Below are 21,900 nucleotides of genomic sequence, written 5' to 3' on the forward strand. Positions count from 1 at the left end.
GCTCTTTTCTAAGTCAGTGGGTGAATCGTAACCCCTTTGACAACGCGGTTAACGGTGCCGCTCGGAGAGGGGGTATCAGGCTTATTGTTAACCTTGATAGCTGTGAGCAGAGAGATGGTTTGACCGAAGATCGCATAAGGAAGTGCTAGATAGGCATCTGGGATAGTTTGGTAGCCCTTGTCAAATGTAAAGCTTTCTCCATCGAAGTCGAGATCGCTAGAAACCTGTATACCGCAGGTCAAACGGGCGATTCTATCGCCAGAAATTTCATTGAGGATATCGATATCATAATGGCGCGTGTAATCATCGTTTGACACGAAGACAAAGATCAAGGTCTTGTCGTTGACAAAAGATTTCGGACCGTGACGGAAACCAAGTGAGGAGTCAAAGCAGGTAGCGACTTGTCCAGCGGTCAATTCGAGAATTTTGAGCTGAACTTCTCGAGCCAGTCCTGCCAGAGCACCAGAGCCTAGATAAACGACACGATTAAACTCTAAGTCCACATAAGCTTGCAAGTCAGCCTCGCTCTCAATAAGGGTTTGGCCCATTTCAGCGATGGCCCGAACATGGTTTTCTTTAGCTGCTAGACTGGATTGGTCAAATACTAGAAGCGCTGTTAGGGTCATGCAGGTAAAGCTGCCTGTCATGGCAAAACCAGCATCGTTGGAACGCTCAGGCATGAGGAGCAGAAGATTGCGCCCATCGCCTTGGGCGTTTTGAGCTAATTTCCCTTCGGGAGCACAAGTGATGGTGATTTGATAGAAGTCCTTGACGATCTGTTGGCCCAGCTGGACACTGGCAAGACTTTCCGGCGAATTACCTGAACGGGCAAAGGAAACTAGAATTGTTGGAATATCTGCTTTGAAGTAATCGTGCGGGTTTGAAACCAAGTTAGTAGTAGCGACCGATTGGAAGTCGAACCGTTCTTCGTCACCAGACCGCTTAAGATAAGGTAACACAGTATCTCCGACATATTGTGAAGTTCCTGCACCGGTGAAAATCAGACGCAACTTGCCTTGAGGGAGCTGCGCAAAGAAATCTTCGATACGGCTGAGGTTAGCCTTGTAGTAGTCGAAGGCTTCTAACCAGAGCTCAGGCTGCTGGCGGATTTCACGCGTCGTGATTTCAGCCCCCAGCTGCTCTAACTCAGCAGTTGACAATTGAAACATAAATGTCCTCCTTGAGAATGTGATGTGATAGGCCTTTTGGCCTACAAATGAATTAACGATTGTTATAATGCCTAACTTGGTAAAAGAAGCAATCATGGCGGGCAACACTGGAGGTGTACTCAATGATGAGCCGGTCTTGATTGTAGGCCTTTCGGGTCAGGCTAAGGCAGGCGTCGCCCGCTTTAACACCCAGTAATTTGGCTTGTTCTTGAGTCAATAAATCAGCCATGAAAATCTCATCTGCGAATTGAATCCTTTGATTGTACTGGGTTTCAAACAGATGATAGAGCGAGTGTTCCTCGATATCTTGGGCGGATAGGTTGGGAAAGTGTGAGACAGGGAGATAGGTCATCTCCAACATCATGGGCTCATCATCAGCCAAGCGAGACCGATAAAGATACCAAAGGGGAGCATAAGGCTCGACTTCTAACTCTTTAGAGAGATGATCGTCGGCAACGACCTGTCCAAAACCTAAAATCTGGCTGGTCGGTTTTTTACCCAAGGACTGCATTTGTTCAGAAAAGCTATAGCCCATGCTCAGCTTAGGATAATCGCGCCAAGCAGATGAGGTAAAGGTCCCCTTGCCGTGCTGACGAGAGATATACCCCAGATGCTCTAAGTGGTTAAGGGCGGCGCGAACAGTTGTTCGGCTGACATCATATTGGCGACAAATCTCTCTCTCGGACAAAAATTTTTGAGGATTGCCCAAGGACTTGATTTCCTTAATCAGTTGGTCGCTCAATTGAAGATACAAAGGTTTCATCTCAATCATAAATCACCTCGTAATTGGTAATGACCAGTTACCACTATTGTACTCCTTTTTGGAGAAAATTCCTAGATAAAAATTTAACAAAATTAGAGGTCTTGTTTTCAAAATGAATGATTTAATATAATAGATCAATCTCGTTGAGAATAAGCAACGACTCCTAAAGAGAGTCTTTAGAAGTCGTTGTTAGATCTGCTTGTAAAGTTTTTTGGCGTAATCTGAAGGTGGGTAACCAAAGGCGTGTTTGAAGGACCGTGAGAAGGCTGGAAGGGATTGATAGCCAACCATGCGGGAGATTTCGGTGAGAGAATGGCTCGAATCACGCATGAGAATCTTGGCCTGTTTGAGGCGCTGCTCTTCAATATAGGCTCGTGGCTGCATACCAACAAAACGTTGGAAGAGAGCCTGAATGTTAGAGCGAGACATGCCAAAATTATGGCTGATATCAATAACTCGGATACCAGGGTTCTCCTTGATATAGTCGGTGATTTGCTGGATAATATCTTCGTCATACTTCTCTTTCATAGAAGTTACACTGCCTGTTGTGGGTCTAGATTCTGAAGTTAGGGAAAGAATGAGCAGTTTGAGACGGGCTAGCAACTGATCGCTCTTGTAGGAGGTGTGTTCATCTTCGCTAATCCTGATGAGACTTTCTAGTTGGGCAACTTGCCCAGAATCCAGAGGGAAGACTCGATTGAAAAAATTAGGATCATCTAGCGTCATATCAAACAAAATAGTGATGTAGGTGGTCGTCTCATCTACCTTGACTGCCTGAGAATGGGCTTGATTTCGTTGATAAAGAATAGCATCATTTCGCTCTAGTTGGTAGGTCACTCCATCAACGGTCGTTTCTAACTGCCCTTGTTCTACAATCGTTAACTCGCAGTAATCATGAGAGTCAATGCCAAAGTGATAGGGTGCTTTCTTGACCTGGTAATAGAGGCTGTATATCTCCGATAACTCTACCTCTGGCTCGATGGACTGTTTTGGTATGGGCACTTCTAACAGTTGCTCGATTGGCTGACTGTCAGGTGCGTTTTTTAGTTGTACTTGGCTAGATTCAGAAATACTAATCAGATTGAAATAGATGTTCGAAAAAAGTTTTACCGTACCATGAAGAATGAATTTTTCAGCAGGTCCACTAACTCTTTCTGACACGATAAGCATGGTAATACCAGAGGTGGCAGTTAGATAAATTGGCTTGTCATAAGCTAAGAAGTGAGTAATAGGGTTGCGAGAGAGAGATAGGCTTTTTGCCTTATAGGTCTTAGGACCGTCTTGGGGGACAGACCTAAAAAAATGATTTCTGGCAATGGCAGAAGTTTTAGTAAACATAGGGAGACTCCTTTTACAGCAAACAAGATTAGTGGTCAGAGGTTAATTTGAACTTATAAAAATTCCATTTTTTATAGGATTCAATGTATTCATAGATGGTGTTACTAGTTTCGTTGAAGGTCGTACGAATTTGAAGAACAGTTGGTTCGTCTGGTGTGATATTCAAGATCTTAGCCACATTTTCTGGCGTTGGAAGAGCGATTTCATTGGTTTCGATAAAATCTTCCTCGTTCATATGGATATTGAAATCTTCCTTGAAATGCTTGTAGATAGAATTATAGTAGGAAAGCTCAGAGAAGTTCTTATTGATATAGGCTTCGGGGATATAGGACTTTTGGTAAATATAGGGAATGTTGTCGGCGCGCCTGATTCTTTCGATGCGATAGTAGGCGCCGTTTTTGCCTAGTTTGAGCTTTTTAAGAATGTTAGGGTCCTGCTCGCGGACGATAGCCAAAACAGTAACTTCATCCTGATCAACGGGGAAGAGTTCAACATCGGAAAAACAGACGCGTTTTCCCTTGCGAGCTCTAGAGACAAAGGTCCCCTTGCCTTGTTGGCGCGTGAGGTAGCCTTCTGCAACCAGGTCGTTCAAGGAACGAATGACTGTAATTGAGCTGACCTGATAGATGTCCATCAGTTCAGCCTCGGTATAGAATTTGTCGCCGTTTTCGAACTTTCCGGATCGCAGTTGCTCCTTAAGATCATTCTTAATCATCTGATATTTAGGGGTTCTCATAGGCGTATGTCCTTCCTGATAAGAGTTATTACTTGAGTTTCTTTACTTATCATATTAACATAAAAATAAATTTAAATAAAGCGAATACATAACTTGTAAAAGAGATTTGATTTTTAAAACACCTTTGTAATATTTATTTGAAAACGGCACCAAAAAAACTAAAAATGTTAAATATGCTGATTGACTTTTGTTTCCAAAAATAATATTATATCAATATACGAAAGCGGTTCCTGAAACAGGAGAAAGGAGGTACTTGTGACAAGATTTCAGATAAAAGATGACTTTTATCTCGATGATAAACCCTTCAAAATCATATCTGGGGCTATCCATTACTTCCGGGTTCATCCAGATGACTGGTATCATTCCTTATATAACTTGAAAGCTTTAGGGTTTAACACAGTTGAGACCTATGTCCCCTGGAATGCTCATGAACCTCAAAAAGGTCAGTTTGATTTTACAGGGATTCTAGATTTGGAACGCTTCCTAGATTTAGCCAAAAGCTTAGGTCTCTATGCAATCGTTCGTCCTTCGCCCTTTATCTGCGCGGAGTGGGAGTTTGGCGGTTTGCCCGCTTGGCTATTGACTCAGGACGTCAAGATTCGTCGTAACGATCCTGCTTTTCTGAAACATGTGGCGGACTACTACGACGTGCTCTTGCCGAAGTTGGTTGAGCGAGAGCTGGATCGCGGTGGCAATATCCTCATGCTCCAGATCGAAAACGAATATGGCTCGTTCGGCGAAGAAAAAGCTTATCTTCGAGCGATACGCGACCTCATGCTAGAGCGGGGAGTCGGCGTTCCTTTCTTAACCTCGGATGGTTCTTGGAGGGCGACTCTTCGAGCAGGGAGCATGATCGAGGATGATATCCTTGTAACAGCTAACTTTGGTTCAAGAGCGAAAGAGCGCTTTGCTTCTGTACAGGACTTCCTTGATGAGCATGGCAAGAAATGGCCACTCATGTGCATGGAGTTCTGGGACGGCTGGTTCAATCGGTGGAAAGAGCCGATTATCCGAAGAGACCCAGAAGAACTCGCTCAATCAGTCAGAGAATGCTTGGAACTTGGTTCGATCAACCTTTACATGTTTCATGGAGGAACTAACTTCGGCTTCATGAACGGTTGCTCAGCCAGGGGCGCAAAAGACCTACCTCAGGTGACCTCTTACGATTACGATGCGCCGCTTGATGAGCAGGGTAATCCAACGGCTAAATATTATGCTTTGAAGGAAATGCTTCAAGAACTCTATCCTGACATAGAGCAAAAAGAGCCTCTCATCAAAGCAAGTTTGGAGCGTAGAGACATTCCGCTCAAGGACAAGGTTTCCCTCTTTGAGACGCTGACAAGCTTGGCAGAACCAATCACTTCCGTATATCCACAAACCATGGAAGAGTTGAGGCAAGCCACGGGCTACTTGCTCTACCGCACTCGCCTTGAGAATGATAAGCCAGAGCCAGAGCGCCTTCGACTGATTGACGGCCGAGACCGCGCGCAAGTCTTCGTCAATCAAGAGCATGTGATCACCCAGTACCAGTCGGAAATCGGTGAGGACATCCTGCACCAGCTTCCAGACGGCGAGAGCCAGCTGGACATCCTGATGGAGAACATGGGGCGTGTCAACTATGGCCACAAACTTCTGACAGAAACCCAAAGAAAGGGACTTCGGCAGGGCGTCATGGCTGATCTTCACTTCCTGACCCAGTGGGAGCAGTATTGTCTACCGCTAGACAATCTCGAAGCGCTGGATTTTTCGGGACAATGGCAGAGCGGCCAACCGGCCTTCTATCGCTATGAGGTAGAGCTAGATGAGTTGGAAGACACCTTCCTAGATTTGCAAGGGTTTGGCAAGGGCGTAGCCTTTATCAATCAGGTTAATCTGGGCCGATTTTGGCAGGTGGGACCGATCCTTTCCCTCTATATTCCGAAAGGCTATCTCAAAAAAGGCCGAAATGAAATTATCGTCTTTGAGACGGAAGGGCAAGCGCCTGACACAATTAACTTAATCAAAAAACACCATTATTTAAAAATGGAGGAGGAATAACTTATGGCAATTATAGGAACACGTATCGACGGACGTCTCATCCACGGTCAAGTAGCTAATTTGTGGACTTCTAAGTTGCAAGCTAGCCGTATCATGGTTATTGACGACGAGGTGGCACAAAACGACATCGAGAAGCAAGGCTTGAAATTGGCTTGCCCTCCAGGCGTTAAACTATCTATCCTGCCAGTAGCTAAAGCAGCTGAAAACATTCTGGCTGGTAAGTATGATTCACAACGTCTCTTTATCGTTGCCCGTCGCCCAGACCGTTTCTTGAAATTGGTTGAGCATGGGGTGACCATTTCAGAACTCAACGTTGGGAACATGTCGCAAAGTCCTGAAACACGTTCTGTGACACGCTCCATCAACGTTGTGGACAAAGACATCGCAGACTTTGATGCCCTGCATGCAAAAGGTGTTAAACTGATTGCTCAAATGGTGCCAAACGATGCTGCCAAAGACTTCTTACCGCTTCTTGATAAGGTAAGATAACCTTAAATTTCGGAAATCATTTTAAATTTTTAGGAGGAAACATCATGATTCAATGGTGGCAAATACTTTTACTCACGTTGTACTCATTCTATCAAATCTGTGATGAGTTAACGATTGTTTCATCTGCTGGTTCACCAGTCTTTGCTGGTTTTATAGCAGGTTTGGTGATGGGAGATGTTCAGACCGGTCTCTTGATCGGTGGTGGTCTCCAGCTCATGGTACTTGGTGTTGGTACCTTCGGTGGTGCATCTCGTATCGACGCAACCTCAGGTGCGGTGCTTGCAACAGCCTTCTCTGTTGCCCAAGGGATTGATCCTGAAATTGCCATTACAACCATTGCGGTACCAGTAGCGGCTCTCTTGGTTTACACCGATATTGCAGGTCGCTTCTCAACAACCTTCTTTGCACACCGTATTGATGCGGCGATTGAGCGCTTTGACTACGAAGGAATTGAGCGCAACTATCTACTCGGTGCCCTTCCTTGGGGCCTCTCACGTGCTCTTCCAGTTTTCCTTGCTCTTTGGCTTGGTGGTGGTTTCGTTGAAACACTTGTACAAAAAATTGAAGAATTCAAATGGTTGGCTGATGGTTTGGTTCTTGCAGGTCGTATGTTGCCAGGTCTTGGTTTTGCAATCTTGCTCCACTACTTGCCGGTTAAACGCAACTTGCACTACTTGGCAGCTGGTTTTGGACTAACCGCTATGTTGACTGTCTTGTATGGCAACGTATCTAGCTTGGGCGGAGCTGTTTCTAGCTTGGTTGGTGTTGCTAACGAAGGCCTTGCGGCAGATGCTGCTATCACCTTCACAAACAACTTCAAAGGTTTGTCAATGATTGGTATTTCTATCATTGGTATTCTCTTGGCAGTTCTTCACTACCAAAACGCTCGTCGTACAGTAGTAGCTGCGCCAGTATCTAACGTAGAAAGCGGGGAGATTGAAGATGACGAATTCTAATTACAAACTAACCAAAGAAGATTTTAAACAGATTAACAAGCGTAGTTTGCTGACCTTCCAATTAGGGTGGAACTATGAGCGCATGCAGTCTTCTAGTTATCTCTACATGATTTTGCCACAATTGCGCAAAATGTACGGAGATGGGACACCTGAGCTCAAAGAAATGATGAAATTGCACATGCAATTCTTCAATACCTCTAACTTCTTCCACACCATTATTACAGGTTTCGACCTTGCTTTGGAAGAAAAGGAAGGTGTGGCTTCTAAGGATGCGGTTAACGGGATTAAGACAGGTCTCATGGGCCCATTTGCCCCTCTTGGGGATACCATCTTTGGTTCCTTGGTGCCAGCTATCATGGGTACCATTGCTGCGACAGCTGCAAAAGAAGGTCAATGGTGGGGAATCTTGCTTTGGGTGTCAGTAGCTATGGTGATTAACGTCTTCCGTTGGGTACAGTTAGAATTTGCCTACAAAGAAGGGGTGAAACTGATCACCACCATGCGCGACACGCTAACAGCTATTGTTGATGCTGCTTCTGTGCTCGGGGTCTTCATGATGGGGGCTCTCGTTGCAACCATGATTAACTTTGAAGTGTCATGGGCACCAACTATCGGTGAGAAAGTGATTGACCTTCAAGACATCTTGAACTCCATCTTCCCACGTTTGGTACCAGCCCTGTTCACAGGTTTTGTTTTCTGGCTCTTGGGTCGTCGTGGTATGAACTCTACTAAGGCTATTGGTATTATCATTGTTCTTGCAGTTGCGTTGTCTGCCTTTGGTCACTTCGTATTAGGAATGGCGTAATCTATGGTGAAGCAATTAGTATTGATTAGTCATGGAAACTTTTGTGAAGGGCTGAAAGCTAGTACAGAAATGCTTATGGGACCTCAAGACAACATCCATACAGTTGTTTTGGAACCCTCAGAGGGAGTTGAAGATTTCCGCGCTAAGCTTGAAGCTGTGATCCATGATTTCGAGGATGTCGTAATCTTTGCAGACTTACTTGGAGGTACGCCCTGTAATGTTGCCTCACGTCTTCTTTTAGAAGGACGCGAGTTCGACCTTTATGCTGGTATGAGCATGCCAATGGTGATTGGCTTCATCAATAACGAATTGGTAGGAACCAATGAGGACTTGGTGGAATTTGCAAGTACTAACATCAAAAAAGTCAATGATTTACTGGCGGCGTCTGATGAGGACGACGAAGATGAATAAATGGTAAAATAAGAGAAGGCTTGGACAGGGGTCCGAGCCTTCTTTAGACAAATTCAGTTTTATTAGCTATTTGAAGTAATAGAGGGCTTCCACTTGAAAACATATGAGCGATAGCGGACCGAAAAGGATACTGATGTCGGAACAGTTCTATTGTTTAGTGGATAGCTGAGAAGCATTAAGTTTAGGAATAAGAAGGTTCAGAAAAAGCATTGGAAAGACATTTTTTGCTCCCAAGGTATGAACATTTTTTCTAAAAATAGAGTGTCTATAACAGAGATAAAAGGAGGTTTGTATGGCAGTTGAAGTGAGTGCTTTTGGCAGTAAGAAGGCAAGGTCCTACCAATTGGTGAGTGAGACGGGGTTACGACTGGTGGTCAGTAATTTCGGTGCCCGTTTGGTGCAACTTTGGCTTCCTTTAGCAGATGGAGGACGTAACATTTTGCTTGGTTGTGCTAGCGATGAGGCCTATGTCCAAGAGGATGTTTATATCGGTGCTATGGTGGGTCCTGTAGCTGGCCGTTTGTCTGGAGCAGAGGTTCAAGTTTCCGGCAAGACTTATAGTCTGACGGTCAATGAACGGGACTACAATCTTCACGGAGGACCAGAGAGTCTCCACAATGCTTACTGGGAAGTATTGGAGCTTGGGGACAGATTCATCACCTTTGAGACGGTTTTGGCGGATGGGCAAAATGGCTTTCCAGGCCCGATTGCTGTCAGGGTGACTTATCGTTTAGAAGGGAATAGCCTGACCATTGAGACTGAGGGGGAGAGTGAGTCAGATACGGTCTTTAATCCAACTAATCATGCCTATTTTAACCTGGATGGCGATGTGACTAGGAGCATTGCCCGGCAGACCTTACGGATCCAAGCAGACCGCTATGCGCCTCTGAGGAGCGACAATACACCGACAGGTGAACTCTTGCCAGTTGCTGGAACCCCTTTTGATTTTAGGGAGGCTGCCCCCTTTGGTCAAGGATTTGATAAGAGTCACCCTCAGAATGCTCTGGCTCAGGGTTATGACCACGGTTGGGAATTGCAGGGCGAAGGTCCTCAAGTCGTAGTCAACAGTGCCGATCAGAAGGTTTGCCTCGAGATGACGACGGACCAGCCTGCTGTTGTCATTTACACCTATGGCTGGCCAGTCGCAGATGGCAGAAAAGTTGTGCCGCATGGAGCCTTCACCCTTGAAACTCAAGTTTTGCCAGATGCGATCAAGTATCCGCACTTTGGCGATATTATCCTCAAGGCAGGAAAACGGTTTAGCAGTCGAACCTGCTTTAAATTCAATTATTAAGCTGATAAAAGTGGTCAAGATTAGCTCTCTTGGTCACTTTTTGTTAAAATGGGCGTATGGATTATACAAATGAAGAAAAAGAGTATTTTATGGGACAGGCCTTGCTGGAAGCTCAGAAGTCTCTGGCTAAACAGGAAATCCCCATCGGTTGTGTCATCGTCAAGGATGGCGTGATTATTGGACACGGGCACAATGCGCGTGAGGAGCAAAACCAAGCTATTCTCCATGCGGAAATCATGGCCATCCAAGAGGCTAATCAGGCGGTTGGCAACTGGCGCCTTCTGGATTGTACCCTTTTTGTGACCATCGAACCTTGCGTTATGTGCAGCGGGGCCATCGGGCTTGCCCGGATTCCTCAAGTCATTTACGGGGCTAAAAATCCTAAGTTTGGAGCGGTGGACTCGCTCTACCAGATCCTGACCGATAGCCGCCTCAACCACCGCGTGACTGTTGACTCTGGTGTCCTAGAAGAAGACTGTGTACAAATCATGCAGACGTTTTTTAGACAAGGACGGGAGCGGAAAAAGGAGGAAAAGCAGAAGTCAAGTATTGAGACCTGACTGAGTGACGGGGTTCTTTCGCTTGCTCTCTTTTTAAAGTGGACTATTAAAAGGACATTTAGAATTGTAAGGCTAGATGTTCACCCATTACCAATCTTTCGGATAGACCTGTCGCATTTTCTGCTATAGTAGCAGATAGCTAGAAAGGGAATTAGGAACATCAGAATGCAAGACAAGATTATGAATAGGAAAATTTTAAGATGAAACGAAAACGACGATTAACCATAGTAGCTTTGCTATTAGCTGTTTCTTCATTTTTTCCCTTTACATACACCATGGATTCGGAGGGGGTATAGCTTGAGAGCTGTATCTGGTTATCAATTTTTAGGGGAACATCTTTTCTTGGTGCTTGTATTGGTGGTGGCTTATCTATTTGGCCTATGGGCTGATTAGAAGAAAGATAGCCGTTTGTTGAAGAGTATTTCGGTTTTGCTGGTTGTTGTTCTTTACCTATCGCCTTTTAAAAATCTAATTTCGCTGGGCTTTCTTGACTTTTGGCAGGGTTTGAAAACTCTCTTGGTTCATGGCCTAGGGCTTGGGTATCACATCAGCCTCATGCTGGTCATGCTCTTGTTTTGGACAAGCAAAGACTTTTTGAAGCATTGATTGCTTAGGCAGTCTATCTGCCACGATTTGATGTTGGCAATTTTTTAGATTGCACTTTTAGGAAATTGTGTTATAATAAATAGTGGAGCAAGGTTCTTGCGTGAAGCGGGTCAGGGGAGGAATCCAGCAGCCCTAAGCGAAGTAGAGCTTGTGCTCTTTTTTTGTCTCTCAAAGTTCTATGAAACCGTCTTTTCATGAATCTTTTCTTACCTCTTGTCTGTTGCGAAAGAAAGTGGTAAGATAGTGACACTATTAGTAATCAATGGTTTTTATAGGAGGGCATTATGAGCAAGGAAGAATGGGTGGAATGGTTTCAGGCGGTGAATGGGCGCAATCCTCTGCCAGAAGAATTTATGGCGGCCAAGGCAAATGGAGACTTCGTTCAAAACGATCCTCTGCCAAGGGCTCAAGGTCTGGCAGATTTGGCAGACCAGCATCTGGCCAATCAGCAAGGCGGCTTTGACGATAAAAGAATGAATGAGCCTGTTTCAGAGGTACCAACTGCTGGAGAACCTCTGATTTCTCCAGAAACGCTGGACCAGCTAAAGGAAAAGACCAAGATTTATTCAGGGATTGTTGCAGAAAAAGTAAAAGATGGTGCTAGTTTAGCAGCAGGTTATGCTAAAGAAGGCGTTGGTGTGACAGCGACTTATATCAAGGATGTCAAGGAGCGCCAGCGCCAGGAACAGGCTAGCTTCAGAGATACAGGGTCGTACTTTGATGGCAGTGTATTGGAGTACATCATCTATTCTCTTGGGGTCGCCTTCTTTATGATTTTGACCTTTGGTCTGGGGCTTCCTTGGGCCCTGTGTGCCTGGAAAAAATGGGAGGTTCGGCATACGGTTATCGGTGGACGTCGCCTGCGTTTTGATGGAACGGGGCTTCAACTATTTGGCAACTGGATCAAATGGTGGTTTTTGACTTTGATTACTTTTGGTATTTATGGCTTTTGGGTCTATGTCCGACTTATGCAATGGGTAACCAAGCACACGCATTTTGCAGATGAGAGGTAGGGAAATGAAAGCTTTTAAAAAACTAGTTTTGGCAGGGTTTCTTTTGATAAGCTTGTCTGCCTGTTCTTCTCCAAAGCAAGAATCAGCAACCACTTCGCCTGCGTCTTCGTCAGAAGAGAAGGTGCAGGTCACGGAACCTACCTATAACGGCTCTTACTACAGTGTCACAGGAAAGCTTGGTGACGAGATTGTTCTCGTCAATAAAAAGCATCCCCTCTCTGCCGATTATGCACCAGGAGAGGATCCTACGGCCCAGCAGGCCTTCTTAAAGATCCTTGCAGAGATGCAAAGTTTAGGGTTCTCAGTCTCTGAACAGTATAGTGGCTATCGCAGCTACGATTACCAGGCTAGCCTCTATGATACCTATGTCGCCAGGGATGGGCAGGCAGAGGCAGATCGTTATTCTGCTAGACCGGGTTATAGTGAGCATCAGACTGGTCTTGCCTTTGACGTCTTAGACGGGAATGGTCAGTTGCTAGAAGAGTCTGATGCGGTCTCTTGGCTTGAAAATCACGCGCATGACTATGGCTTTATCGTCCGTTACCCTGCCGATAAGGAAAAGGTTACAGGTTATATGGGGGAGACCTGGCATTTGCGCTATATTGGTCAAGAGGCCAAGGATATTTATGAGTCTGGCTTAACCTTAGAGGAGTATTTTAAGGTGCCTGGAGGTGATTACGAGGACTAGTTCCGACAGGCAGTCAGAGAAATGGATTTTCATCCTTTTGAGGATTTGGAAGCCAGTGTCCGTGAAGATGTGACCCGTTTGAAGGAGAGTCGTTTAATCCCAGATGCAGTCGTGGTCCGTGGTGCCATATATGATGTGGACAATGGGCGCGTGACAGAGGTATTCTAATGTTAAAGCATGGACTTGGAAGAGTTCATGTTTTTTGTTGACAAGGGATGGTGCGGGGGTGTATAATTGTGTTACAAAAACAATACAAAAGAGGTGTCCTATGTCAGACAATAGAATGAAATATACTATCGACAGCAAGATGCAGTTTCCTTTAGTAGAAATCGCTCTTGAAAAAGGGGAGTCGGCCTTTATTCAGGCGGGGTCAATGGTCTACCATACACCTAGTGTTGCTCTCAACACCACCTTGAATGGGCGTGGCTCAGGCCTTGGCAAACTCCTTGGCGCAGTTGGTCGTTCTATGGTCTCAGGAGAATCCATGTTTATCACCCAGGCCATTTCCAGTAGCGATGACGGGGTCCTGGCCTTGGCTCCTTCTGCACCTGGACAAGTCATTGCGTTGGATTTGGGGCAAAAGCAGTACCGCCTCAATGACGGGGCCTTCTTGGCTCTGGATGGGTCTGCTCACTACACCATGGAGCGCCAATCGGTGGGGCGGGCCCTTTTTGGAGGACAGGGTGGCTTCTTTGTCATGACCACTGAAGGCGAGGGGACTCTCTTGGCCAATGCCTTTGGGTCCATCAAAAAGATTGAACTGAACCAGGAGGAGATCACCATTGACAATGCCCACGTGGTGGCTTGGAGCAAGGACTTGGACTACGATATTCACTTGGAAAATGGCTTTTGGCAGTCCATCGGAACTGGCGAAGGAGTGGTCAATACCTTCCGTGGTACGGGTGAAGTCTATGTGCAGAGCCTCAATCTTCAAACTTTTGCCGGTCAGTTGCAGTCTTATATCGTTACAGGGAGTCATTAGGAGGAGCGAATGAAAAAAATAAACGGAGCTTTTTTAGGCATCGGTCTTGCGTTTTTGGTGATTGGTTTAAGTGGTCAAACACCTGTGTTTAGTTTTGTAGGGGTGACATTTATGGCTCTGACCTTTATACAAGGCAATGGAACAAGTGATCAGTAGACCGACTGCTCCTAGATTATACTCAAAGAAAATCCATCCAGCCTAGCAAATGAAGCTGATGATAGAACTGAAGTTCGTCAAAGTGAGTTGACAACTACTATCTTTGATTTTTAAAGGCATAGAAGAGCATAGAACCTACCAAGGCGACTTGCCTGGGTAGGTTTTTTGTACCACTTAGGCGACATTTGAGACCACTTACTGAAAATGGCTTGTTTTTTCCAATCTGCTTGGTATAATAAGAACATCAAAAGAAAAGGAGGGCCTAGATGAAAATCAAGATTGAGCTGGATGAGCAGTTGGATGATGTGGAAGTCGTGATTCGTGCTAGTCGATTGGGGACGGAGATTGAGCGGATCCAGCAGCTTCTAGCCCAAGCCAAGCGCCCTCCTTTGATTTTTTACAAGGGCAGCAGCGAGTACTTCCTAGATGTTCAGGACCTTCTCTTTTTTGAGACAGATGGGGCTAAGATTTACGGGCATACCAAGGACAAGGCCTATGAAGTCAAGCTCAAACTCTATGAACTAGAGGATTACCTACCCAGTCATTTTTGCCGAGTGGCCAAGGCGACCATTGTCAACACCAAGTCCATCTATTCCTTGGACAAGTCCTTTTCAGGGACCAGTACGATTCGGTTTTACGATACCCACAAGCAGGTCCATGTCTCGCGGCATTATTATCAACTATTAAAAGAAAAATTACGAGAAACGAGGTAGCCTATGAAAAAAACAATGATGGGAGTCGGTTTGATTGTGCTGGCAGTCCTGCTGGTCTTTGGCCATTATCTTCCCACCTTGTCCCTGCCCTGGTGGAAATTACTCTTGGTGGCTGGCTTTGGACTAGATGCACTGCAAAATGCCTTGCGAAGAGATATTAAAAGCGCCTATATTGGATGTGCTATTGTCTTTGTCCTTTTAAATAGTGAGTACGGCTGGATCAAAGTAGGGATTTGGACCTTGCTTTTTGCTCTCGCCTTAGCCTATTGTGGGATACGCATTTTGTTTCCCAAAAAACGGACCTGGTCAGGTGGTCTAAAGTCTGTAAGAGGTATTCAGTCGAGTGATGGAGACGTGGCCTTTGGCTCGGTCACCCGGTATATCAACGACGATGATTTTAAACATGGTAGCGCAGATATTGCTTTTGGGAGTGCGGATATTTATTTTGACAACGCAAGGATTGTGGGTGATGCGGCGAGTTTTACCATTGATATTGCCTTTGGCTCGGCAAGGCTACATGTGCCTAGAACCTGGCGTGTAGACATTCAAGCGGACAAGGCTTTTAGTACGATTGAGCAGGAGCATCCACCTTTTGAATATGAGAAAACCCTGAAACTTGAAGTGGACTTGGCTTTTAGCAGTTTGGAAATTCTGTATATCTAAATTTTAGGGCAGCAGGCCTGCTCTAAAATTTATCGGAGCATATATCTGGAAATTCTGTCTATTTATCTAAAGAAAGGAACCTCCATGAAAAAATTACTTAGCAACAAGGTATTTATGCTGGTCTTTGCCAGCGACATGCTCTCCAACTTTGGTGATGTGCTTTATTATCTGGCGCTGATGACCTATGTTTTGGACTTGCCTGATGCCAAAATAGCCATTGCCCTAGTCAGTGTCTCGGAGACTTTGCCGATTTTGACAGGCTTTCTCATGGGCTATCTGGCAGACCGGACCCCTGATAAGGTCAAGACCATCCTTTACACCATGGCCTTTCGGACAGGGCTTTATGCCCTTCTTGGGCTAGCCATGGGCTTTAGGCCGAGCTTGGGGATTGCCCTTCTGGCTTCTGGGATTAACCTTTTGTCTGATTTGGCTGGGCAATACGAGAACAGCCTCTACACGCCGCTGAGTTTGCGGATTGTGGCAGATGAGGATAGGGAAGTCGCCTTTTCCTTTCAGCGGGCAGTCGCTTCTATTTTTTCCATCGGCTTTCAAACAGCGGGCGCCATGCTGGTTTCTGTCCTTTCTTATCAAGCGATCGCCTGGCTGAACAGTGGGACCTTTTTGGTCTGCCTCTTAACCATGCTCTTCTTACGTCCTAGTCTTGCAAGACTGCTTGCGCAAAGACCCTTGAAAATCGAGCAACGAGCCGAAGGAGAGAGTTTCCTGTCTGACCTTTTCAAGAGCTTACAGACGGCGATTAGAGAGTGCTTGGCCCTACCGGAGTTGCGGACCATCATGGTGATCGTTCCCCTGATCAATGCCCTCTTTAGTGTTGTGCCCATTCTGCTGACAGTGGCCATCAATAGAGACCCTCACTTTGTATTCATCAATCCTGCGACCACCCTTGCTGCGGTCTCTGTTGCCATGCTGGTAGGAGGGGTCCTAGGCAGTGTATTGGGGATGACAGTCTTTAAAGGGCTAGGCATTTTGCGCCTAATCCAGCTGGCCACTCTCTTAGTGCCGGTCCTCTTTCTGAGTTTTTACCTGCACTTCCTGCCGGGCTTCTTCGCAGTTCTCTTTTTAACCATGATTCTTGCTGCGGGGATCAATCCCAAGCTCAATGCCCTGATTATGAACCGCCTACCAGAAGAAAAGATTGCTATGATTAGCAACGGAATTGGAACCTATTTTCACTTGGGAACCCTGATCTTTCGCTTATTGGTTTCAGCTTTGGTTGTGGCCGTTCCGCTAGACATACTCCTACTAGGTTTTCTTATCCTAGGAATCATCGTAGTCGTTTACTCATTTTTTGGACAAGCCTTGATCAAGAAAATGATGGCCTGATTTTCAATGGTCTTTCGTCTTCATTTTTCCGGAAAACATGCTATAATAGAAACGATTGAAAAAAATAAAGAGGAAAAATGATGACACAAGCTATTCGCGTGCGTTATGCACCAAGTCCAACCGGGCTCCTGCACATTGGGAATGCCCGCACTGCCCTTTTTAACTATCTCTATGCCCGCCACCACGGAGGGACCTTCCTAATCCGGATCGAGGACACTGACCGCAAGCGCCATGTCGAAGACGGTGAGCGCAGCCAACTTGAAAATTTGCGCTGGTTAGGCATTGACTGGGACGAGAGTCCAGAAACCCATGAAAACTACCGCCAGTCTGAGCGTTTGGAGCTCTATCAGAAGTATATCGACCAGCTGCTTTCGGAAGGCAAGGCCTACAAGTCCTACGTGACAGAGGAAGAATTGGCTGCTGAACGCGAGCGCCAGGAAGCGGCAGGTGAAACACCACGCTACATCAACGAGTATCTTGGCATGTCAGAAGACGAAAAAGCAGCCTACATCGCTGAGCGCGAAGCAGCAGGTATCATTCCAACGGTCCGCTTGGCTGTCAATGAAACAGGCATCTACAAATGGACCGATATGGTCAAGGGCGAGATCGAGTTTGAAGGTGGCAATATCGGCGGGGATTGGGTCATCCAGAAAAAAGACGGTTATCCAACTTACAATTTCGCGGTTGTCGTTGATGACCATGACATGGCTATTTCTCACGTTATTCGCGGGGATGACCACATTGCCAATACTCCTAAGCAGCTCATGGTTTATGAGGCTCTCGGATGGGAAGCGCCAGTCTTTGGCCACATGACCCTTATCATCAATAGTGAAACAGGGAAAAAACTGTCCAAGCGCGATACCAATACCCTGCAATTTATCGAAGACTATCGCAAAAAAGGTTATCTGCCAGAAGCAGTCTTCAACTTTATTGCCCTCTTGGGTTGGAACCCTGGTGGGGAAGAAGAAATCTTCTCTCGGGAGCAGTTGATCGAACTCTTTGATGAAAACCGCCTCAGCAAGTCGCCAGCAGCTTTTGACCAGAAGAAGCTGGACTGGATGAGCAATGAGTACCTGAAAGCAGCCGACTTGGAAACTGTCTTTGCCCTCTGCAAACCCTACCTGGAAGCAGCAGGTCGTTTGACAGATAAGGCTGAAAAATTAGTCGAACTCTACAAGCCCCAACTCAAGTCAGCAGATGAAATCGTTGGCTTGACAGATCTCTTCTTCTCAGATTTCCCAGAGTTGGGCGAGGCAGAAAAAGAAGTCATGGCAGCAGAGACAGTTCCTGTTGTGCTTGAAACCTTCAAAGCCAAGCTGGAGGCCCTTCCTGAAGAAGACTTTGTTGCAGAAAATATCTTCCCGCAAATCAAGGCCGTTCAAAAAGAGACCGGTGTCAAGGGTAAAAATCTCTTCATGCCGATTCGAATCGCGGTTTCAGGCGAGATGCATGGCCCAGAGTTGCCAGATACCATCTACCTCTTGGGACGAGATAAGTCGATTGCACACATCGATCAAGTTTTGGCAGGATTAATCAACTAATGATATGGCTAATGACCAGGAATACACGTGTATTCTTGGTTTTTTTGAAAAATATGTTATAATGAAAGAGTACTTGATAGGTGGAGGTTATTTTTGAGAAAAAGCTATCGTATCAAAAGAGAAAAGGATTTTTCAGCTATTTTCAATAAGGGTCAGAGCACGGCCAATCGAAAATTTGTCGTCTATCATTTAAAGCAGGACCAGAAGCATTTCCGGGTGGGGTTGTCGGTTAGTAAAAAGCTTGGAAATGCAGTAACCAGAAATGCCATTAAGAGGCGATTGCGTCATATTCTCATTGCCCATCGCAATCACCTCCTGACGGAAGATTTTGTCATTATCGCGCGCAAGGGAGTAGAGCGGTTGACCTATCACGAACTCGAAACCAACCTCTTACATGTTTTAAAATTAGCAAGGATTTACCAAGAAGGACACCAACGTGAAACGAAAGATTAAACTAACACTGATGCTAATAGCTGGATTCATGATTTTGACGGCCTGTGGAACAGGCCCGATTACCAGTGAGTCAACGGACTTTTGGGATAGGTTTGTCTATCTCTTTGCCCAAGCCATTCGCTTTTTAAGTTTGGGAGGCAATATCGGTATCGGTATTATTTTCTTTACCCTGATCATTAGAACCCTGCTTTTACCTCTTTCCAAGGCCCAGATGGCTTCCAGCCGTAAGATGCAGGAGTTACAGCCTAAGATCAATGCCCTTAAGGAAAAATATCCTGGTCGAGACAATCAGCTGATACTGAACGAAGAGCTTCAACGGCTTTATAAGGAAGAAGGGGTTAACCCCATGGCCTCCATGCTACCCCTCTTTGTTCAGATGCCGATCCTTCTGGCCCTCTTTCAGGCCTTGAGCCGTGTCGATTTCCTAAAGACAGGGCAATTCCTCTGGCTCAATCTCAGTCAGACAGACCCCTACTATGTTCTTCCAGTTCTGGCGGCAGTCTTCACCTTTTTGAGTTCTTGGTTGATGAGCAAGGCCCAGCTGGAAAGAAGTGGGATGATGACGGTCATGACCTACTTGATGACCGCTATGATCTTCTGGTTTGCCCTTAGAAGCTCTAGTGGTGTGGCGCTCTACTGGACGGTCAGCAACGCCTTCCAAGTTTTCCAGACCCTCTTGTTTAACAATCCTTTTAAGATCATAGCAGAGCGCGAAGCTGAGCGAGTAGCAGAGAAAGAGCGATTGGCTCGCATCCGTAAGGCCAAGAAAAAAGCGAACAAACGAAAATAATTAGAATAATCATTTAGGAGAAAAACGATGTTATTTACAGGAAATTCTGTTGAAGAAGCGATTCAAAATGGTTTAAAAAGCCTAGGTATCCCTCGTCACAAGGCTCATATTACAGTTGTGGCGCGTGAGAAAAAAGGATTTCTAGGCATTGGGAAGAAGCCTGCTCAAGTTGAGGTTGAGGCCATTAACGAAGTTACTGTCCAAAAAGCTAACCAGAAGGCTGTTCGTGGTGTGCCTGATGAAATCAATGCCAAAAATGAGCCCGTTAAAAGCGTTAGCGAAGAAACAGTTGATTTGAGCCGTGTCGTGGCAGCAGTCAAAGAGTATGAGAAGCAAGGCGAAACCGTTGGCGAAGAGGTTAAAGCCGAAATCTTGAAGAACGATAAGTCCGCAACGACTATTTTAGAAGAAACCGGTAAGATTGAAATCCTTAAGACAGTTGAGCCAGAACCGACACCTGAAACAAGTTTTGAGGATCTTGATATTGAGGTGGAAAAGCAACACCGAGTTGAGGATGTGGCAGCAGAAGTCGCCAACTATCTCCAAACGGTACTTGATGGTATGGATGTAGAAGCAGAGCTGGATCTCAGCCATAACAACCGCTCTATTAATATTCAGATTGAAACCAATGAGCCAGGGCGAGTGATTGGCTATCATGGCAAAGTGCTAAAATCCCTTCAACTCTTGACCCAGAACTATATTTACAACAACTATTCCCGCAATTTTTACGTCAGCCTCAATGTCAATGACTATGCGGAGCACCGTGCGGAGGTTCTCCAAGGCTATGCGCAAAAAGTCATTGACCGTGTCTTAGAGACAAATTCAGCTTACCATACTGACCCTATGTCCAACAATGAGCGCAAGATGATTCACCGCATCGTGTCCAAGGTGGACGGTGTGACGTCTTACTCAGAAGGTAACGAACCGCATCGCTACGTGGTTATTGATATTGATGGCCGTGATGCTTAATATGACACTAACAGGGCTCGAAAGGAGCTCTGTTTTGTTATAGCTGGTCCTTGGATGTCCTATAAGATGGAATGTCGGTCTAGGAAAGTCTATCTTTTAGCGTAAAGGGTTGGACTTTTACTTGTTTTTTTCACAATTATTAGTCAAGTCGGTGATAAGTGGCTTGACAAATGGGTGCTATTTGGATAGAATAGTAAAGTATGTTTAGTAACTGATCAAAATAGCCGGCTAAACGAATACGAAAATTCTAGAGGAGGTATTCATCGTGAAACGTACTTTTCAACCAAGTAAAATCCGTCGTGCGCGTAAACATGGTTTCCGTAACCGTATGTCAACTAAAAATGGACGTCGCGTATTAGCAGCTCGTCGCCGCAAAGGCCGTAAAGTTTTAGCTGTTTCTTAAGAGACGACAAGAGAAAACCAATGGGAACTCGAGCCTGTTGGTTTTTTGTTTTTCCCTTGGGAATCTGGATGAAGAATCATTTAGAATAATTTGTTAAAATCGTAGAAAAACGATATAATGGAAACGAATACAATGCTTATTAAGAGCTTTTTGATGAAGGCTGCGCTGCTAGGACATGATGCCGATTTTATGGGGAGATGCTGGATAAGGCTAGAAGGTTTTTAGGCCAGGGCAGTCAAAGCGACCGTTAGATTGATGTCTGAATGCGGTTGTGTAAGCAATGGGAGATAAAGTTAATAAAAGCTATTTGATATCCTGCATAGGACAGTATTTAACTGATTCTGAAGGAGGTTATTATGGAAAGATTGGTTCAATCCTTTAAAAAAGACTGGAAAAATGTCCATGGGTTTATGATTCCGGGGATTCTCCTGAGTTTATTATTGGGGCAATTCAGAACAGTTTACTTTTCACTTTCCCTGCTGATGCTTAGCTCGTTGTTTTACATAGCTTGTACCTTGTTGATAGAAGAGACTAAGCTAAAATGGTCTCTATATGGACTTCTTACCCTGCTTGGTGGTTTTGTCTTATTTTATATTTTTTAGAAAACCAAAGAAGGATGATTTTTCTCTAGTCTGAGAATAGGGTTTAGCTCAATTTAGTTCTGCGAATGATCCGACCCTGCTTCTGGTAGAGGTCTGAAGGACCTTTCGTGGTGGGCTGCCTAGTCCTCCTGGCCTCGTTTCTGTAGAGGTTTGCGACTTTCAGCATCACAGATAATGATTCGTCTTTTGTGTTGCACTTCATTTTACAATGGGGCAAATGAAAAAGTTGAACTTTTCTCTTGACAAGAATCAGAAGAACTGGTAGAATAGTTTTTGTTGCTAGCGGGGATGGCGGAATTGGCAGACGCGCAGGACTAAGGATCCTGTGGCCGCTTTAGGCTGTGTGGGTTCAAGTCCCACTCTCCGCATCGTACAAAAAGAAGCAGAAATTTCTGTTTCTTTTTTGTTTTCCAGTCTTC

At 45.3% G+C, this 21,900-nt stretch carries 25 protein-coding genes, 1 tRNA gene and 1 other RNA gene; 23 read left to right on the plus strand and 4 right to left on the minus strand.

The window, feature by feature from the left end:
* Positions 1 to 8: 8 nt before the first annotated feature.
* From agaS to ABID29_RS04165, 4 genes are all read right to left on the minus strand, one after another.
* The gene (agaS, locus tag ABID29_RS04150; RefSeq protein WP_354364600.1) at positions 9 to 1,169 is read right to left on the minus strand and encodes a tagatose-6-phosphate ketose isomerase; all 1,161 of its coding nucleotides are present in this window, start codon (positions 1,167 to 1,169) and stop codon (positions 9 to 11) included.
* 52 nt (positions 1,170 to 1,221) lie between these two features.
* Positions 1,222 to 1,941, minus strand: a complete 720-nt coding sequence (locus ABID29_RS04155; RefSeq protein ID WP_354364601.1) for a GntR family transcriptional regulator — start codon at positions 1,939 to 1,941, stop codon at positions 1,222 to 1,224.
* A gap of 180 nt (positions 1,942 to 2,121) precedes the next feature.
* The gene (locus ABID29_RS04160; protein WP_354364602.1) at positions 2,122 to 3,270 is read right to left on the minus strand and encodes an AraC family transcriptional regulator; all 1,149 of its coding nucleotides are present in this window, start codon (positions 3,268 to 3,270) and stop codon (positions 2,122 to 2,124) included.
* Positions 3,271 to 3,298: 28 nt separating this feature from the next.
* Positions 3,299 to 4,006 (minus strand): GntR family transcriptional regulator, encoded by a 708-nt coding sequence (locus ABID29_RS04165; RefSeq protein ID WP_354364604.1) that lies wholly within the window; start codon positions 4,004 to 4,006, stop codon positions 3,299 to 3,301.
* A gap of 255 nt (positions 4,007 to 4,261) precedes the next feature.
* Here ABID29_RS04165 and ABID29_RS04170 point away from each other — a divergent pair, with 255 nt between their 5' ends.
* The 23 genes from ABID29_RS04170 (at position 4,262) to ABID29_RS04280 (ending at position 21,849) form a co-directional block, all read left to right on the plus strand.
* On the plus strand, positions 4,262 to 6,043 hold the full coding sequence (locus tag ABID29_RS04170) for a glycoside hydrolase family 35 protein (protein ID WP_354364605.1): 1,782 nt from the start codon (positions 4,262 to 4,264) through the stop codon (positions 6,041 to 6,043).
* A gap of 3 nt (positions 6,044 to 6,046) precedes the next feature.
* On the plus strand, positions 6,047 to 6,532 hold the full coding sequence (locus ABID29_RS04175; RefSeq protein WP_354364607.1) for a PTS system mannose/fructose/N-acetylgalactosamine-transporter subunit IIB: 486 nt from the start codon (positions 6,047 to 6,049) through the stop codon (positions 6,530 to 6,532).
* 44 nt (positions 6,533 to 6,576) lie between these two features.
* Positions 6,577 to 7,488 carry a PTS mannose/fructose/sorbose/N-acetylgalactosamine transporter subunit IIC gene (locus ABID29_RS04180; RefSeq protein WP_354364609.1) on the plus strand — a complete coding sequence of 304 codons (912 nt, stop codon included), beginning with the start codon at positions 6,577 to 6,579 and terminating at the stop codon, positions 7,486 to 7,488.
* On the plus strand, positions 7,475 to 8,293 hold the full coding sequence (locus ABID29_RS04185; protein WP_354364610.1) for a PTS system mannose/fructose/sorbose family transporter subunit IID: 819 nt from the start codon (positions 7,475 to 7,477) through the stop codon (positions 8,291 to 8,293). Before ABID29_RS04180 ends, ABID29_RS04185 begins: the two co-directional genes overlap by 14 nt.
* Before the next feature lie 3 nt (positions 8,294 to 8,296).
* Positions 8,297 to 8,704 carry a PTS sugar transporter subunit IIA gene (locus ABID29_RS04190; protein ID WP_354364611.1) on the plus strand — a complete coding sequence of 136 codons (408 nt, stop codon included), beginning with the start codon at positions 8,297 to 8,299 and terminating at the stop codon, positions 8,702 to 8,704.
* A gap of 292 nt (positions 8,705 to 8,996) precedes the next feature.
* Positions 8,997 to 9,998, plus strand: coding sequence for an aldose epimerase family protein (locus ABID29_RS04195; protein ID WP_354364613.1), 1,002 nt, complete (start codon positions 8,997 to 8,999; stop codon positions 9,996 to 9,998).
* A gap of 56 nt (positions 9,999 to 10,054) precedes the next feature.
* Positions 10,055 to 10,558: a tRNA adenosine(34) deaminase TadA gene (gene tadA / locus ABID29_RS04200; protein ID WP_354364614.1), complete on the plus strand. Its 504-nt coding sequence runs from the start codon at positions 10,055 to 10,057 to the stop codon at positions 10,556 to 10,558.
* A gap of 680 nt (positions 10,559 to 11,238) precedes the next feature.
* An RNA gene (gene ffs / locus ABID29_RS04205) (signal recognition particle sRNA small type) lies at positions 11,239 to 11,337 on the plus strand.
* 480 nt (positions 11,338 to 11,817) lie between these two features.
* On the plus strand, positions 11,818 to 12,177 hold the full coding sequence (locus tag ABID29_RS04210) for a DUF898 family protein (RefSeq protein ID WP_354364678.1): 360 nt from the start codon (positions 11,818 to 11,820) through the stop codon (positions 12,175 to 12,177).
* A gap of 4 nt (positions 12,178 to 12,181) precedes the next feature.
* Positions 12,182 to 12,865: an LD-carboxypeptidase LdcB/DacB gene (gene ldcB / locus ABID29_RS04215; protein WP_354364616.1), complete on the plus strand. Its 684-nt coding sequence runs from the start codon at positions 12,182 to 12,184 to the stop codon at positions 12,863 to 12,865.
* A gap of 21 nt (positions 12,866 to 12,886) precedes the next feature.
* Positions 12,887 to 13,033 (plus strand): carbonic anhydrase, encoded by a 147-nt coding sequence (locus ABID29_RS04220; RefSeq protein WP_435533147.1) that lies wholly within the window; start codon positions 12,887 to 12,889, stop codon positions 13,031 to 13,033.
* Positions 13,034 to 13,133: 100 nt separating this feature from the next.
* Positions 13,134 to 13,847, plus strand: a complete 714-nt coding sequence (locus ABID29_RS04225) for a TIGR00266 family protein (protein WP_354364618.1) — start codon at positions 13,134 to 13,136, stop codon at positions 13,845 to 13,847.
* A 9-nt stretch (positions 13,848 to 13,856) separates the two neighbouring features.
* The gene (locus tag ABID29_RS04230; protein ID WP_354364619.1) at positions 13,857 to 14,003 is read left to right on the plus strand and encodes a hypothetical protein; all 147 of its coding nucleotides are present in this window, start codon (positions 13,857 to 13,859) and stop codon (positions 14,001 to 14,003) included.
* 266 nt (positions 14,004 to 14,269) lie between these two features.
* On the plus strand, positions 14,270 to 14,716 hold the full coding sequence (locus ABID29_RS04235) for a LytTR family DNA-binding domain-containing protein (protein WP_354364620.1): 447 nt from the start codon (positions 14,270 to 14,272) through the stop codon (positions 14,714 to 14,716).
* Between the two features lie 3 nt (positions 14,717 to 14,719).
* Positions 14,720 to 15,379: a LiaF transmembrane domain-containing protein gene (locus ABID29_RS04240; protein WP_354364621.1), complete on the plus strand. Its 660-nt coding sequence runs from the start codon at positions 14,720 to 14,722 to the stop codon at positions 15,377 to 15,379.
* Between the two features lie 84 nt (positions 15,380 to 15,463).
* The gene (locus tag ABID29_RS04245) at positions 15,464 to 16,723 is read left to right on the plus strand and encodes an MFS transporter (protein WP_354364622.1); all 1,260 of its coding nucleotides are present in this window, start codon (positions 15,464 to 15,466) and stop codon (positions 16,721 to 16,723) included.
* Between the two features lie 80 nt (positions 16,724 to 16,803).
* Positions 16,804 to 18,264: a glutamate--tRNA ligase gene (gltX, locus tag ABID29_RS04250; protein WP_354364679.1), complete on the plus strand. Its 1,461-nt coding sequence runs from the start codon at positions 16,804 to 16,806 to the stop codon at positions 18,262 to 18,264.
* A gap of 93 nt (positions 18,265 to 18,357) precedes the next feature.
* On the plus strand, positions 18,358 to 18,717 hold the full coding sequence (gene rnpA / locus ABID29_RS04255) for a ribonuclease P protein component (RefSeq protein WP_354364623.1): 360 nt from the start codon (positions 18,358 to 18,360) through the stop codon (positions 18,715 to 18,717).
* A complete protein-coding gene (locus tag ABID29_RS04260; protein ID WP_354364625.1) occupies positions 18,701 to 19,507 on the plus strand; it encodes a YidC/Oxa1 family membrane protein insertase in 807 nt (268 codons plus the stop codon). Before rnpA ends, ABID29_RS04260 begins: the two co-directional genes overlap by 17 nt.
* 27 nt (positions 19,508 to 19,534) lie before the next feature.
* A complete protein-coding gene (gene jag, locus ABID29_RS04265) occupies positions 19,535 to 20,476 on the plus strand; it encodes an RNA-binding cell elongation regulator Jag/EloR (protein WP_354364626.1) in 942 nt (313 codons plus the stop codon).
* Between the two features lie 265 nt (positions 20,477 to 20,741).
* Positions 20,742 to 20,879: a 50S ribosomal protein L34 gene (gene rpmH / locus ABID29_RS04270; protein WP_083903309.1), complete on the plus strand. Its 138-nt coding sequence runs from the start codon at positions 20,742 to 20,744 to the stop codon at positions 20,877 to 20,879.
* Positions 20,880 to 21,235: 356 nt separating this feature from the next.
* Entirely contained in the window at positions 21,236 to 21,481 is a 246-nt protein-coding gene (locus tag ABID29_RS04275) for a hypothetical protein (RefSeq protein ID WP_354364628.1), read from the plus strand.
* A gap of 282 nt (positions 21,482 to 21,763) precedes the next feature.
* Positions 21,764 to 21,849: transfer RNA gene (locus ABID29_RS04280), tRNA-Leu, on the plus strand.
* The last annotated feature ends 51 nt before the right edge of the window (positions 21,850 to 21,900 follow it).

This window comes from Streptococcus rupicaprae (assembly GCF_040545225.1).
In the GTDB taxonomy this organism is placed as follows: Bacteria; Bacillota; Bacilli; order Lactobacillales; family Streptococcaceae; genus Streptococcus; species Streptococcus rupicaprae.